General features: G+C 54.7%; 12 protein-coding genes. 4 read left to right on the top strand and 8 right to left on the bottom strand.

What is annotated here, in order from left to right; translation table 11 throughout:
- Nucleotides 1-407: 407 nt before the first annotated feature.
- On the top strand, nt 408-1,112 hold the full coding sequence (locus tag CSE01S_RS09585; protein ID WP_042287377.1) for a FadR/GntR family transcriptional regulator: 705 nt from the start codon (nt 408-410) through the stop codon (nt 1,110-1,112).
- Nucleotides 1,113-1,123: 11 nt separating this feature from the next.
- Nucleotides 1,124-2,551: a multidrug transporter subunit MdtD gene (gene mdtD, locus CSE01S_RS09580; protein WP_042287374.1), complete on the top strand. Its 1,428-nt coding sequence runs from the start codon at nt 1,124-1,126 to the stop codon at nt 2,549-2,551.
- Here the strand turns inward: mdtD and rbsR are convergent.
- From rbsR to kup, 7 genes are all read right to left on the bottom strand, one after another.
- Nucleotides 2,517-3,515 (bottom strand): ribose operon transcriptional repressor RbsR, encoded by a 999-nt coding sequence (gene rbsR, locus CSE01S_RS09575; RefSeq protein WP_082636810.1) that lies wholly within the window; start codon nt 3,513-3,515, stop codon nt 2,517-2,519. The two genes, mdtD and rbsR, sit on opposite strands and share 35 nt — an antisense overlap.
- A 3-nt stretch (nt 3,516-3,518) precedes the next feature.
- Nucleotides 3,519-4,448, bottom strand: a complete 930-nt coding sequence (rbsK, locus tag CSE01S_RS09570; RefSeq protein ID WP_042287406.1) for a ribokinase — start codon at nt 4,446-4,448, stop codon at nt 3,519-3,521.
- 112 nt (nt 4,449-4,560) lie between these two features.
- On the bottom strand, nt 4,561-5,451 hold the full coding sequence (rbsB, locus tag CSE01S_RS09565) for a ribose ABC transporter substrate-binding protein RbsB (protein WP_042287369.1): 891 nt from the start codon (nt 5,449-5,451) through the stop codon (nt 4,561-4,563).
- Between the two features lie 24 nt (nt 5,452-5,475).
- Nucleotides 5,476-6,441: a ribose ABC transporter permease gene (gene rbsC, locus CSE01S_RS09560; RefSeq protein ID WP_042287366.1), complete on the bottom strand. Its 966-nt coding sequence runs from the start codon at nt 6,439-6,441 to the stop codon at nt 5,476-5,478.
- 5 nt (nt 6,442-6,446) lie between these two features.
- Nucleotides 6,447-7,952 carry a ribose ABC transporter ATP-binding protein RbsA gene (gene rbsA / locus CSE01S_RS09555; protein ID WP_042287363.1) on the bottom strand — a complete coding sequence of 502 codons (1,506 nt, stop codon included), beginning with the start codon at nt 7,950-7,952 and terminating at the stop codon, nt 6,447-6,449.
- Between the two features lie 7 nt (nt 7,953-7,959).
- Nucleotides 7,960-8,379 (bottom strand): D-ribose pyranase, encoded by a 420-nt coding sequence (gene rbsD, locus CSE01S_RS09550; RefSeq protein WP_042287361.1) that lies wholly within the window; start codon nt 8,377-8,379, stop codon nt 7,960-7,962.
- Between the two features lie 196 nt (nt 8,380-8,575).
- Complete coding sequence (kup, locus tag CSE01S_RS09545; protein ID WP_042287358.1) at nt 8,576-10,444, bottom strand: low affinity potassium transporter Kup; 1,869 nt, start codon at nt 10,442-10,444, stop codon at nt 8,576-8,578.
- A gap of 221 nt (nt 10,445-10,665) precedes the next feature.
- Here kup and ravA point away from each other — a divergent pair, with 221 nt between their 5' ends.
- Nucleotides 10,666-12,162, top strand: coding sequence for an ATPase RavA (ravA, locus tag CSE01S_RS09540; protein ID WP_042287354.1), 1,497 nt, complete (start codon nt 10,666-10,668; stop codon nt 12,160-12,162).
- A complete protein-coding gene (gene viaA, locus CSE01S_RS09535; protein ID WP_042287352.1) occupies nt 12,156-13,607 on the top strand; it encodes an ATPase RavA stimulator ViaA in 1,452 nt (483 codons plus the stop codon). Before ravA ends, viaA begins: the two co-directional genes overlap by 7 nt.
- 4 nt (nt 13,608-13,611) lie before the next feature.
- Here the strand turns inward: viaA and asnA are convergent, their stop codons facing one another.
- A complete protein-coding gene (gene asnA / locus CSE01S_RS09530) occupies nt 13,612-14,604 on the bottom strand; it encodes an aspartate--ammonia ligase (protein ID WP_042287349.1) in 993 nt (330 codons plus the stop codon).
- Between the last annotated feature and the right edge of the window lie 125 nt (nt 14,605-14,729).

Genomic DNA, 14,729 nt, shown 5'->3' with positions numbered 1-14,729 from the left:
GTCCGAAGACATTAAGAATCCATGTCACTTTGAGTGCCCACACAGATTGTCTGATAAATTGTTAAAGAGCAGTGCCGCTTCGCTTTTTCTCAGCGGCGCGGGGTGTGCATAATACACTTTCCCGCTTGAGAGTCAAGCATTTATTTTTGCTTTTCTCCGTGAGGTTCTGGTCTGAACCCCGCTGACCCGGCGGCTTGCGTGCCGTTGTTCCGTGTCAGTGGTGGCGCATTATAGGGAGTTATTTCGGGCTGACAAGAGGAAATTTAAAATAATTTCGCAACTGTTCCTTTTTTCACCAAAACAGGCGTTAACGTGCCATAAAATAAGCGATTTGCTGTTTTTGCAGCCGCAATCACACTTCCTGATGGCATACTAATGAATAAGAAAAAGAGAAAGGACAATCAGTCATGCCTTTAAGCGCACAACAATTGGCTGCACAGAAAAACATTTCCTGGGTACTGGCTGAAAAGCTGGCGCAGCGGATCTTAAAAGGGGATTACGCACCCGGCGACATTCTTCCCGGTGAAATTGAACTGGGCGATCAGTTTGGTGTTAGCCGCACCGCAGTAAGAGAAGCCGTCAAAACGTTAACCGCCAAAGGTATGGTGTTACCGCGCCCACGTATCGGAACACGGGTCATGCCACAGGCTAACTGGAATTTTCTCGACCAGGAGTTACTGAACTGGTGGATGACAGAGGAAAACTTCCAGCAGGTGATCGATCATTTTCTGGTGATGCGGATAAGCCTTGAGCCACAGGCTTGCGCGTTGGCGGCAACGGTGGGTACGGCAGAACAAAAAGCGCATCTGAATACCTTAATGGAAGAAATGGTCGCGCTAAAAAAGAACTTTAAACGTGAGCGCTGGATTGAAGTGGATATGGCCTGGCATGAGCATATTTATGAGATGAGTGCGAACCCGTTCCTCACCTCTTTTGCCTCACTGTTCCACTCTGTCTATCACACCTACTTCAATGCCATTACCTATAACACCGTTGTGAAACTGGATTTGCACCAGGCGATAGTAGTTGCCATTGCGCAAAGCGACGCTGACGGCGCGTTTAAAGCCTGCCAGGCTTTACTGATGGCGCCTAACGAGCGTCCGGGAAACTAACGGGATACAGAATGATCAGAAAAAAAGCGCGCAGTATGGCTGGATTGCCGTGGATAGCGGCAATGGCCTTTTTTATGCAGGCGCTGGACGCCACCATTCTGAACACCGCTTTACCTGCCATTGCGCAGAGTCTCAACCGTTCACCGCTGGCCATGCAGTCCGCCATTATCAGTTATACCCTGACGGTGGCGATGCTGATACCGGTAAGCGGATGGCTGGCCGACCGCTTCGGCACCCGTCGTGTGTTTATGCTGGCGGTGAGCCTGTTTACGCTCGGTTCACTTGCCTGCGCGCTTTCCAGCTCGCTTCCGGAACTGGTTATCTTTCGCGTTGTTCAGGGCATTGGCGGGGCGATGATGATGCCGGTTGCTCGTCTGGCGCTGTTGCGCGCCTATCCACGTAGCGAGCTGCTGCCCGTTCTGAACTTCGTCACCATGCCGGGGCTGGTAGGACCAATTCTGGGTCCGGTGCTGGGCGGCGTACTGGTCACCTGGGCCAGCTGGCATTGGATCTTCCTGATAAACATTCCGATTGGCGTCGCCGGTATTCTTTACGCGCGCAAATATATGCCGAATTTCACCACACCGCGCCGCAAATTTGATATGACTGGCTTCTTTCTGTTTGGCCTCAGCCTGGTGCTCTTTTCCAGCGGAATGGAGCTGTTCGGCGAAAAGATAGTCGCCACCTGGATTGCGCTGAGCATTATCCTGCTCAGCATTGTGCTGTTGCTGGCTTATGTACGCCACGCTCGCCGCCATCCCACGCCGCTCATTTCTCTGTCGTTATTTAAGACACGGACCTTTTCCGTCGGAATTACCGGCAACCTTGCGACACGGCTGGGGACCGGGTGCGTGCCTTTTTTGATGCCGCTGATGCTCCAGGTGGGATTTGGTTTTCCGGCGTTAATCGCGGGTTGCATGATGGCCCCCACCGCGCTGGGCTCAATTCTGGCTAAATCAATGGTGACCCAGGTGCTGCGCCGTCTGGGTTATCGCACCACGCTGGTGGGGATAACCGTATTTATCGGCCTGATGATTGCGCAATTCTCGTTGCAATCGCCCGCAATGCCAGTCTGGATGCTGATCCTGCCGCTGTTTGTGCTCGGCATGGCGATGTCGACGCAGTTCACAGCGATGAATACCATCACACTTGCCGACCTGACCGATGACAATGCCAGCAGCGGCAACAGCGTGCTGGCCGTAACGCAGCAACTTTCGATTAGCTTAGGTGTGGCGATAAGCGCCGCCGTGCTGCGCATTTATGAAGGCGTAGAGGGAACCAGTACGGTTGAACAGTTCCACTACACCTTTATTACAATGGGCGCGATCACGATCGTGTCTGCGCTGATGTTCATGCTGCTGAAAGCGAAAGATGGTAGCAACCTGATCAAAGACCGTCACGCGCCTAAACCGACCCCCGCTCCATCAGAACAGGAGTGAGCTGCAAACGCTGTTGCTGCAAATCGGGCTGCGCCATACGATGTATTAGCACATCGATGGCCAGCTCACCCAGTTCATCTTTGGGCTGATGAATGGTAGTCAGCGGCGGCGTCATGTAGCGTGCCAGTTCGATATCGTCATAGCCAATCACCGCCATATCCTGCGGGATCCGCAATCCAGCCTGATACAACGCCTGATACGCGCCGACAGCCATCGCATCATTCCCGGCAAACACGGCCTGGGGTCGCTGCGGATGCGCGAGCAGTTCCTGCATAGCCGCAAACCCGCCGCCAAACTCAAAATTGCCCATGATTTCATAGCCCGCAGGAACGGTAAGCCCTGCGCGCTGCATCGCGGCGCGATACCCCTCAACACGCAGCCGGGCCGGCGTTTTATCCAAAGGCCCGGTGATACAGGCGATACGGGTAAAGCCTTTAGCAATAAGATGCTGCGTGGCTAAGTCGCCGCCGAGCAATGAGTTATCCTGAATGAGATCGCTGTCGCCCTCGCCGTCAAAGGGCGACCAGTCCATCATTACGGTGGGGATCGACGGGTAACGCTGCATGATTTCGCGCGACGGCTGGTGCGTTTCGGTACAGAGCAGCAGTAAACCATCTACCCGTTTTTGCATCAGCGTTTCCAGATTGCGGTTCATACGTTGCTCATCGCCTTCGGTATTGCATAATACCAGGCTGTAGCCGCGCTCGAAGCAACTGCGTTCTACGCCGCGCACCAGTTCAGAGTAAAAGGGATTGGTACTCGCGGTGATAAGCATACCGATGGTGCGCGTTTGATTCAGCTTCAGGCTGCGCGCCAGGGCTGAAGGGGCGTAATTCAACGTTTTGATCGCCGCTTCGACTTTGTCAGTAATCGCTTCACTGACAAAGCGATCCTTATTAATGACGTGCGAAACGGTAGAAGTGGAAACGCCCGCCAGGCGGGCAACATCCTTCATTGTAGCCAAGCGTTACCTCTGCTGACCTAAAAACGCCTCAATTTCTTCACGCCACGGTACGGAAGGCTGAGCGCCTTTACGGGTAACGGCAATCGCTGCGGCGGCGTGCGCGAAACGAATCGCATCAGACAGCGCCTTGTCTTCCAGTAACGCCGCAATTAGCGCGCCGTTAAAGGTATCGCCCGCGGCAATGGTGTCGACAGCCTCGACCTTAAAGCCCGGCACGCGCTGACCTTCACCTTTCACGCTGGCCCAGACACCGCGGCTGCCTAATGTAATGAGCACCGTATCGATACCTTTTTTATGCAGAACCTGCGCGGCTTTTGCCGCATCTTCATCATTTTCGACACGGATACCGGTTAGCTTTTCCGCTTCAGTTTCGTTCGGAGTGATGATATCCACCAGCGCCAGCAGTTCGTCTGATAATACGCGGGCTGGCGCAGGATTCAGTACGACAGTGGTATGATTTTCATGCGCGATGTTGGCGGCTGCCAGTACACTGTCGATCGGCGATTCCAGTTGCATCAGCAATGCGGAAGCCTCAGCGATGCGCTCACGCTGCGCCTCAACCCGCGCAGGCGACAGCGCCGCGTTAGCCCCGGCATGAATACCGATCACGTTTTCACCTTCGCCGTTGACGAAAATCAGCGCTACGCCTGTGGGTTCGCCGTCAATTACGCTGACAGGGTCGACGTTGATATTGTCGCTCGCCAGTTGCTGACGAATGCTACTTCCGATATCGTCATCACCGGTACAGGCAATAAACGCAATGTTTGCCCCGCTGCGTCCCGCAGCCACTGCCTGATTCGCGCCTTTACCACCAAAAGCGACCTGATAGTGATTTCCGGTGACCGTCTCACCAGGTGCAGGAAATGTCTCAAGATTAAGAATATGGTCAGCATTAATGCTGCCGAGAACGACAAGTTTGCCTGCGGTTTTCATGTTCGGGGTGTCCATCAGAGAGCGCCACCGGTGTGACCCGGTGGCGTATGCCACACTTTACTTTTCTTTATTTGATGTCCCTCAGACGACGCGAGGTCGTCTGAATCGCCTACTACTGCTTAATGACCAGCTTCAGGTCAACCGGGTATTTGGCCTGAACTTTCTCGCCTTTCAGTACTTTGTCTGCCGTTTCTACGCCTTTCGCGCCGATCTGGTCAGGTAACTGAGCGATAGTCGCAGCCAGTTTGCCATCATTTACCGCTTTCTCGCCATCTGGCGTGCCGTCAAATCCGACGACCATCACATCAGATTTACCGGCGGTTTGCAGCGCACGCAGTGCGCCCAGCGCCATCTCGTCATTCTGAGCGAATACCGCCTGCACGTCCGGATGCGCGGTCAGCAGGTTCTGCATTACGTTCAGACCTTTAGTGCGGTCGAAGTCAGCTGGCTGGCTGGCCAGTACATTAAATTTGTGTGCGGCGACCGCCTGCTGGAAACCTTCGCCACGTTCACGCGCCGCAGATGTACCGGCTATGCCCTGCAATTCAATGACTTTCGCGCCTTCGCCAGCTTTCTTCGCAATGTAGTCGCCCGCGATTTTGCCGCCCAACACGTTGTCAGACGCGATGTGGCTGACAACATCGCCTTTCGTCGCCTGGCGGTCAAGGGTGATGACCGGGATCTTCGCCTGGTTTGCCATCTTCACGGCATTACCTACCGCGTCGGAATCAGTTGGGTTAATCAGCAGGATTTTAGTGCCACGAACGGTTAAGTCCTGAACGTTCGCCAGCTCTTTCGCCGGGTTATTCTGGGAATCCAGCACCACCAGGTTGTAGCCCAACTTATCGGCTTCTTTCTGCGCCCCATCTTTCAGGGAAACAAAGAACGGGTTGTTCAGCGTGGAGACCACCAGCGCAATGGTATCTTTCGCCATCGCATTCGCGCTTACGGTGGCGCTTAGCGCAACAGCTGAAACCAGGGTAGCCAGTTTTTTCATGTTCATATTTAAGATGTCCTGTAGTCGTTGTTACTGCTTTTTGTTGTCTACCAGTACCGCCAGCAATATCACCACCGCTTTGACGATCATCTGGTAATAGGAGGAAACACCTAACAAATTCAAACCATTATTCAGGAAACCAAGAATCAATGCGCCGATCAAGGTCCCAACAATGCGCCCTTTACCTCCCGCCAGACTGGTCCCGCCAAGCACAACAGCCGCAATGGCGTCGAGTTCATAGCCCGTCCCGGCTGTAGGCTGCGCGGAGGAAAGACGCGCCACTTCAATGATGCCCGCCAGCGACGCCAGCAGGCCGCAGAGCGAATAAACGATAATTTTGATTTTACTGACGCTGATACCGGACAAGCGGGTTGCCGCTTCGTTACCGCCCAGCGCGTAAATATAGCGGCCCAGCCGGGTATGGTGCAGCATGTACCACGCCGCCAGGAAGACAATCCCCATGATCCACACCGGCGTCGGAACACCCAGCGGACGGCCAATACCGAACCAGCCAAACAGATCGGCGTTTTCGGTAAAGCCGGTATTCACCGGGCTTCCGTTGGTGTAAACCATCGTCACGCCACGTAACAGCAGCATCATTACCAGCGTGGCGATAAACGCCTGTACTCGCCCTTTCGCCACGATAACGCCAGTCACCGCGCCCACGGCGGCACCTAATGCCAGCGCGGCGGCAACGGCCACCAGCGCGTTCACCTCCAGCCCAACAATGGAAGCGGCAACGGCGCCGGTGAGTGCCAGCAGGGAACCGACGGACAGATCGATACCCGACGTCAAAATCACCAGCGTCATCCCGACCGCCATAATGGCGTTTACGGAGGTCTGCTGAAGAATGTTGAACAGGTTATTAACGGTAAAAAAGTTAGGGCTTAAGGTCGATACAATCGCGATCAGCACCAACAGCGCAATGAGCGACTTCTGCTCCATCAACCACGCTTTGGTGAAATAACGGCGACCAGAAACAGCCTGGGTAGTCATTTTTTTTACTCCTGATTCACGCGATTAAGCTTGCCCACAGCGGCAGCCATCAGAACTTCCTGGGTGGCCTGCTCGCGAGTGAATTCACCGCCGAGATGCCCTTCATGCATGACGATAATGCGATCGCTCATGCCTAATACTTCTGGCATCTCAGAGGAGACCAGAATGATGCTCAGGCCATCGGCCTTAAACTGGTTGATCAGCTGATAAATTTCTTTTTTGGCGCCCACGTCGACGCCGCGGGTAGGCTCATCAAGAATCAACACTTTAGGGCGGGTCATCAGCCCGCGGGCAATCGCCACTTTCTGCTGATTCCCGCCGGACAACAGGCCAATCGCCTGCTCCATCGACGGGGTTTTGACGTTAAAGAGACGGATAAAATCGCTCACCGCCTGTTGCTCATCTTTATGCTTCAGGCTGCCGCCGGCACGGCTGAAATAGCGCAGCGCGGTCAGTGACATGTTCTCTTTCACTGACATCCCCAACACTAAGCCGTCGCGTTTGCGGTCTTCGGAGATATAGACAATGCCATTCGCCAGTCCGTCCTGTGGCGCGCGGGTGATCACTTCGTGCCCGTCGAGCGTCACGTTACCGCTGGTGCGCGGCAGTGCCCCGTACAGCACTTTCATCAGCTCGGTACGGCCTGCCCCCATCAATCCGGACACGCCGAGGATCTCCCCTTTGCGTAAGGTAAACGAGACATTGTTCACGCCGGGGCCGCACAGGCTGTCGACTTTCAGACGCACGTCGCCCGGCGCTTTATCCAGCCGCGGATACTGATCTTCCAGCTTGCGCCCCACCATCATTTCAATCAGTGAATCTTCGGTCAGCGAGGCCACTTCCCGTTCGGCAATAAACTGCCCGTCACGGAAAACGGTGACGTCGTCGCAGATCTCGAAAATCTCTTTCATGCGGTGGGAGATATAGACAATGCCGCGCCCCTGCGATTTCAGCTCGCGGATAACGCGGAAAAGAGATTCGGTTTCGGTATCGGTCAAAGCGTCGGTCGGTTCATCCATGATGATGACTCTGGACTCAAAGCTCAGCACTTTGGCGATCTCGACCATCTGCTGATCGCCAATCGACAGCTCCCCTACCAGCCGATCGCTCTTAAAGCGCAGGTTGAGCTTCGCTAACAGTTGATCCGCTTCGGCATACATTTTTTTCCAGTCGATTTTGCCAAAACGGTTAACAAATTCGCGACCAAGAAAGATGTTCTCCGCAATGGTGAGCTGTGGGATCAGGTTCAGTTCCTGGTGAATGATGCCGATCCCGGCTTCTTGCGAAGATTTCGGTCCGTTAAAAGTGGTCTCTTTCCCCAGCCATACCAATGACCCCGCATCGCGGGTATAGATACCGGTCAGCACTTTCATCATGGTGGATTTGCCCGCACCGTTCTCGCCCACCAGCGCCATCACGCGGCCCGGATAGACGTTGAGTGCGGCGCCGGAAAGCGCCTTCACGCCCGGGAACGACTTATCGATCCCTTTGAGTTGCAGTAATGCGTCCATGGTGGCCTCAGAAAGTGACGCCGGCACAGAGAATGATATTCGCATACGGGGAACACTCCCCGCTGCGAATTACCGCCTGACTGTCTGCGGTTTGTTGTTTAAAGTGTTCATGCGTGGTGTAACGAATTTCAATAGTGTTTCCCTGGTGTTGCTGCAGCTGCTCAAGAGAATTGAGCAACGCTTCGTGGAGTTGCGGATTATGTTGTTTTATTTCCGTCGCGAGAATGGCCGACTCAACCTGCATCTCACGGGTGACAACCTCCAGTACCTGCATGAACGAAGGTACGCCCTGGGTTAATGCCATATCGATACGCGTTGTACTGTTTGGGATGGGTAAACCTGCGTCACACACTACCAGCGTATCGGTATGTCCCAGACGGGAAATCACCGATGAAATCTCAGAGTTAAGTACTGCGCCTTTCTTCATTTTTCTTGCTCCACTAGCGAAACGTTTCGCTGACATCAGTTTTATCTTAACGGTGTTCAGAAAACCATCATGACGTAACAGATTTGTGATCGGAGTCGAAACGTTTCGCTACGTGAAACAGAGCGTCATATGGGCGGGAAGATAAAGCGGGGAGTATGCCGGGTAAGCGAAGCGCCACCCGGCATTTCAAGCAAACTTAAATCTCGACCTGGGTGCCTAACTCAATGACGCGGTTAGGCGGGATCTCAAACTGGTCAGGCGCACGCAGGGCGTTACGTTGCAAAATAAGATACAGTTTGCCCCGCAGGCGCAAGTACCAGGGGCGCTTGCCGATAATTAACGACTCGTGCGACATAAAGAACGACGTCTCCATCATCCGGCAGCTCAGCCCTTCCAGACCGCAACGGTGGAACACTTCCTCTACATTTGGCGTTTCGCGCCAGCCGTAGCTGGCCACCACGCGCCAGAAGGTCGGCGACAGCTGCTCAATCTGTACGCGGCGGACGTTATGCACATACGGCGCATCTTCGGTTCGCAACGTCAGCAGGATCACCCGTTCGTGCAGCACCTTGTTATGCTTCAGGTTATGCATTAACGCAAAGGGGATCACATTCAGCGCACGGGACATATACACCGCCGTCCCCGGCACACGCACCGGCGGCGATTTTTCCAGCGAAGCGATCATCGCTTCCAGCGAGTTTCCGTGCTCATGCATACGGCGCAGCAGACGGAAGCGTTCGCTTTTCCAGGTGGTCATGATAGTGAACATCACCAGCCCCAGAGAAAGCGGCAGCCAGCCGCCGGACAGAAGTTTATCGAGGTTGGCGGAAAACAACGGAATATCGATGCACAGGAACGCCACCAGAATCAGCGCCACAAAGTACTTATTCCAGTGCCAGTTTTTACGCGCCACGGTGGTGGACAGAATAGATGTCAGTACCATCGTACCGGTAACGGCAATACCGTATGCCGCCGCCAGGTTGCTGGAATGCTCGAAGCTGACAATAACGATCACCACCGCGATATAGAGCATCCAGTTCACAAACGGAATGTAGATCTGCCCGGACTCCATTTCGGATGTGTGAATAATGCGCATCGGTGACAGATATCCCAGACGAACCGCCTGGCGAGTGAGCGAGAAAACGCCGGAAATGACCGCCTGCGAGGCGATAACGGTCGCCAGCGCAGCAAGGATCAGCAGCGGGATCAGCGCCCAGTCAGGCGCCAGCAGGAAGAACGGGTTTTTGATCGCTTCCGGTTGCTTCAACAACAACGCCCCCTGACCAAAGTAGTTCAGTACCAGCGAAGGCAGCACCACCGAAAACCACGCCAGGCGAATCGGAAACTTACCAAAGTGCCCCATATCGGCATACAGCGCTTCCACACCGGTGATCGACAGCACTACCGCGCCCAGCGCAATAAAGGAGACGGTTTTATATTCAAGGAAGAAATGTACCGCCCACATCGGGTTTAATGCGTGCAGGACTTCCGGATTACCGATAATACTGCGCACGCCCAGCACCGCCAGAACCAGGAACCAGGTCAGCATAATCGGCGCGAACAATTTGCCTACCATCCCGGTACCGTGCTTCTGAATCATAAACAGCAGCGTCAGGACGACAATCGACAGCGGTACAATCCAGGTATCTAACTGCGGCGCGACAATTTCCAGACCTTCAATGGCCGACATCACCGAGATGGCTGGAGTGATCACGACCTCGCCATAGAAAAAGCTGCCGCCGATCAGCCCCATGATCACCAACAGGGAGGTCGTTCGCGCAGAGGTATTCCGCCCGGCGAGCGACATCAGCGTCAGGATCCCCCCTTCACCGGCGTTATCCGCGCGCATGACGAAGGTCAGATACTTAATGGAAACAACAAAGATCAGCAGCCAGAAAATTAGCGACAGGAAGCCAAACACGGCATCGCGTTCAACGCCAAAACCAAACTGACCGGACAAACATTCACGAAGTGTATAAAGTGGGCTGGTACCAATATCACCGTAGACAACCCCAATGGCCGCGAGCGTAATCGCAGACAATGATTGCTTTTTATCAGTGCTCATAGACTAGTCTTTCGTTATAAAAGAAATGTGTACCTGGTCCCTTGGCCCACAAAAAAGCGCACAGTATGCACGATTAATCGCAAAATCGTACCCCTAAATGAGTCCAGATTAACCTGGCTCAAAAAAAATAAATCCACCTCCCGGACCCGTTCAGCCCACGGAGCGAAACGTCTATACTCGCTGTTAACGCAGTACTTTTTACAGAAGGACGCCACTCTATTATGGCTCACCCACATCTCTTAGCAGAAAGAATTTCACGTCTGAGCAGTGCGCTGGAAAAAGGATTGTTTGAGCGCAGCCACGCCATTCGACTTTGTCTGCTGGCGGCCCTGAGCGGCGAGAGCGTTTTCCTGCTCGGCCCGCCAGGAATAGCTAAAAGCCTGATCGCGCGCCGGCTGAAATTCGCGTTCCAGAATGCGCGCGCGTTCGAATATCTGATGACCCGTTTTTCCACGCCGGAAGAGGTTTTTGGACCTCTTTCCATTCAGGCGCTAAAAGATGAAGGCCGCTACGAACGCTTAACCGCCGGGTATCTGCCCGAAGCTGAAATCGTTTTTCTTGATGAGATCTGGAAAGCGGGTCCGGCCATTCTGAACACGCTGTTAACCGCCATCAATGAACGCCATTTTCGTAACGGCGCGCATGAAGAAAAAATTCCGATGCGCCTGCTGGTGGCGGCGTCCAACGAACTGCCGGAGGCGGACAGCAGTCTGGAAGCATTGTATGACCGTATGCTGATCCGCCTGTGGCTGGATAAAGTCCAGGACAAAACCAACTTCCGCGCCATGCTGACCAGCCTGCAGGACGAAAATGAAAACCCCGTCGCCGCGTCGCTCCAGATTAGCGATGATGAGTATCATCAGTGGCAAAAGGAGATTGGCGCGGTTTTGCTGCCCGATCATGTATTTGAGCTGGTTTTTACCCTGCGCCAGCAGCTGGAAAATGTCCCCAACGCGCCCTATGTTTCTGACCGACGCTGGAAGAAAGCCATACGCCTGTTGCAGGCCAGCGCCTTCTTCAGCGGACGCGACGCGGTGGCGCCAATCGATCTTATTCTGCTGAAAGATTGTCTGTGGTACGACGCCCAGAGCCTGAATTTGATGCAACAACAGCTCGAAATATTGATGACCGGGCACGCCTGGCAGCAGCAGGCAATGCTGACACGCCTTGCCGGTATCGTCCAGCGGCGCATTCAGCTTCAACAGCAACAAAGCGATAAAACCGCATTTACCGTCATTCGCCAGGGCGGCATGTTCAGCCGCCGTCCACATTACGACTTGCCGCCTGACATCACCGCCTCATCCCTGACCCTACTGCTACAACAGCCGCTGAAGCTGCACGATATGGAAGTGATCCACATCGCTTTTGAACGTAGCGCGCTGGAGCAGTGGCTGGCGAAAGGTGGAGAGATCCGCGGTAAACTCAACGGGATAGGATTTGCCCAGACGCTGAACATGGAGGTGGATAGCGCTCAGCATCTGGTTGTGCGCGATGTCAGCTTACAGGGCACACGTCTGGCGCTCCCCGGTTCCTCTGAAGAAGCCATGCCCGGCGAAATCAAACAACAGCTGGAAGAATTGGCTAACGACTGGCATCTGCAACATACCCGCTTTAGCGAGCAGCAAAAATGCCTGTTCATTCATAGCGACTGGCTGGGGCGCATTGAAGCCAGCCTGCAGGACGTTGGTGAGCAGATCCGTCAGGCGCAACAATGCTGACGCTGGATACGCTGAATGTGATGTTAGCCGTCAGCGAAGAGGGGATGATCGAAGAGATGATCCTCGCACTACTGGCCTCGCCGCAGTTGGCTGTGTTCTTTGAAAAATTTCCCCGCCTGAAAACAGCGATAACGAACGATCTCCCGCGCTGGCGTGAAGCGTTACGTAGTCGGCTAAAAGATACGAGGGTGCCGCCGGCGCTCACGGAGGAGGTGATGTGCTACCAGCAGAGCCAGCTTCTCTCCAGCGCTCAGTTCGTCGTGCAGCTTCCGCGCATTCTCGCGCTGCTGCACCGATTACATTCTCCCTGGGCCGCGCAGGCGCAGCAGCTGGTGGACAACAATGCGGTGTTTACCCCTGCCCTGCATACGCTTTTTCTCCAGCGCTGGCGCTTAAGCCTGGTCGTGCAAGCCACCACGTTAAACCAGCAGTTGCTGGAAGAAGAACGCGAGCAGTTACTCAGTAAGGTTCAGGAAAGAATGATCCTCAGCGGCCAGTTGGATCCCGTGCTGGCGGAAAACGATACCGCGGCAGGTCGCCTGTGGGACATGAGCGCCGGACAGCTCAGGCGCGGCGATTATCAATTGATCGTCAAATACGGCGACTTCCTGGCCGATCAGCCAGAGCTTCAGCGGCTGGCGGAACAGTTAGGGCGCTCCAGAGAGGCGAAATCCGTCCCGCGTAAGGACGCGCCAATGGAGACTTTCCGCACGCTGGTGCGCGAACCCGCGACGGTGCCTGAGCAGGTTGATGGCATTCAACAGAGTGATGACATTCTGCGTCTGCTGCCACCGGAACTGGCGACGCTCGGCATTACAGAGCTGGAATATGAGTTTTATCGGCGGCTCCTGGAAAAGCAACTGCTCACTTACCGTCTGCAGGGCGAGGCCTGGCGCGAAAAAGTCACCGAGCGGCCGGTGGTTCACCAGGCTGTCGACGAGCAGCCGCGCGGACCGTTTATCGTCTGTGTGGACACGTCTGGTTCCATGGGCGGCTTCAACGAACAGTGCGCAAAGGCGTTTTGCCTGGCGTTGATGCGCATCGCACTCGCCGATAACCGTCGCTGCGTTATTATGTTGTTTTCCACTGAAGTGGTGCGTTATGAGCTTTCCGGGCCGGAAGGTATCGAACAGGCGATTCGCTTTTTAAGCCAGCGCTTTCGCGGCGGTACGGATATCGCCAGCTGTTTTCGCGCCATCATTGAACGGATGGATGGACGGGAGTGGTCTGATGCCGACGCGGTGGTGATTTCGGACTTTATTGCCCAGCGCCTGCCGGATGACGTGATAAGTCAGGTAGAGGAACTCCAGCGCGTTCATCAACATCGGTTTCATGCGGTAGCGATGTCCGCGCATGGCAAACCCGGCATCATGCGTATTTTCGATCATATCTGGCGCTTTGACACCGGGATGCGAAGCCGCCTGCTGAGACGCTGGCGGCGCTAGAGAATTACAGCAGAGACGAGACGCTTTCACGCACCTGCGCTGGCCACACGCCGCACTGAACCTGACCAATGTGCGGCAGTTGCAGTAACAACATGGTCAGACGGGACTGGCCGATACCACCGCCGATAGTTTGCGGCATTTCACCGCGCAACAGCGCCTGGTGCCACTCCAGGCTCAGACGATCTTCATCGCCGGTCAGTTTAAGCTGGCGTTTCAGCGCGTCGGCATCAACGCGGATCCCCATTGAAGACAGCTCAAAAGCGTCTTCAAGAACCGGGTTCCACACCAGAATATCGCCGTTCAGACCGGCATAGCCCAGATCGGAATCGGAACTCCAGTCGTCGTAATCCGGGGCGCGAACGTCGTGACGATGACCGTCGCTCAGTTTCCCGCCAATGCCGACCAGAAATACTGCGCCCAGTTCTTTGGCGATCGCCCGCTCGCGGCCTTTGGCATCGAGATCCGGGTAACGCGCCAGCAATTCCTGGCTATGAACAAACTGGATCTGATCCGGCAGGAACGGCGCCAGACCAAACTCTTTGCTTACGGCAGCTTCGGTCGTCTTAATCCCTGCCCAGATCGCCTCTACCGTGCTTTTCAGGGTGGAGAATTGACGCTCGCCGTCACCCATGACGCGCTCCCAGTCCCACTGATCGACATAGACCGAGTGAAGCGGGGAAAGTCGGTCTTCATCCGGGCGCAGCGCTTTCATGTGCGTGTACAGCCCTTCGCCCGCGCTGAAGTCGTGTTGTCCCAGTGTCTGACGTTTCCACTTGGCCAGTGAATGCACCACTTCAAACTGGGCTTCAGGCAACGCCTTCACTTTAACCTGTACCGCTTTTTCACAGCCTGACAAGTTATCCTGCGTGCCATCACCAACCCGGCTGAGAATCGGCGCCTGGACTTCAATCAGACCCAGACGCTCTTCCAACTGGCGAGAGAAGTGCGATTTCACGAAGCTAATTTGACGTTGTTTGGCGATATAAGCGGTTTTCATTGTATTTACTCCTGCGTCCTGTTGCCTCTGATTAAGCAACAGAATGCGGTCATTATTCAATAATCCACAAACAAAAAGCCGTTGCCGATTTTAATTCGATAAAAATCGGGTCTAAAATAGAGTGA

The sequence above is a fragment of the Citrobacter sedlakii NBRC 105722 genome (assembly GCF_000759835.1).
GTDB classification, from domain to species: Bacteria; Pseudomonadota; Gammaproteobacteria; order Enterobacterales; family Enterobacteriaceae; genus Citrobacter_A; species Citrobacter_A sedlakii.
Note: the sequence above shows the minus strand (reverse complement) of the source record. Positions and strands in the feature narration are given on the sequence as shown.

What these genes read in the sequence shown, in the direction of transcription:
- rbsC (WP_042287366.1), bottom strand. Translation starts at nt 6,441, where the DNA reads ATGACTACCCAGGCTGTTTCTGGTCGCCGTTATTTCACCAAAGCGTGG.
- kup (WP_042287358.1), bottom strand. Translation starts at nt 10,444, where the DNA reads ATGAGCACTGATAAAAAGCAATCATTGTCTGCGATTACGCTCGCGGCC.
- rbsB (WP_042287369.1), bottom strand. Translation starts at nt 5,451, where the DNA reads ATGAACATGAAAAAACTGGCTACCCTGGTTTCAGCTGTTGCGCTAAGC.
- ravA (WP_042287354.1), top strand. Translation starts at nt 10,666, where the DNA reads ATGGCTCACCCACATCTCTTAGCAGAAAGAATTTCACGTCTGAGCAGT.
- CSE01S_RS09585 (WP_042287377.1), top strand. Translation starts at nt 408, where the DNA reads ATGCCTTTAAGCGCACAACAATTGGCTGCACAGAAAAACATTTCCTGG.
- viaA (WP_042287352.1), top strand. Translation starts at nt 12,156, where the DNA reads ATGCTGACGCTGGATACGCTGAATGTGATGTTAGCCGTCAGCGAAGAG.
- rbsK (WP_042287406.1), bottom strand. Translation starts at nt 4,448, where the DNA reads ATGAAAACCGCAGGCAAACTTGTCGTTCTCGGCAGCATTAATGCTGAC.
- rbsD (WP_042287361.1), bottom strand. Translation starts at nt 8,379, where the DNA reads ATGAAGAAAGGCGCAGTACTTAACTCTGAGATTTCATCGGTGATTTCC.
- mdtD (WP_042287374.1), top strand. Translation starts at nt 1,124, where the DNA reads ATGATCAGAAAAAAAGCGCGCAGTATGGCTGGATTGCCGTGGATAGCG.
- asnA (WP_042287349.1), bottom strand. Translation starts at nt 14,604, where the DNA reads ATGAAAACCGCTTATATCGCCAAACAACGTCAAATTAGCTTCGTGAAA.
- rbsA (WP_042287363.1), bottom strand. Translation starts at nt 7,952, where the DNA reads ATGGACGCATTACTGCAACTCAAAGGGATCGATAAGTCGTTCCCGGGC.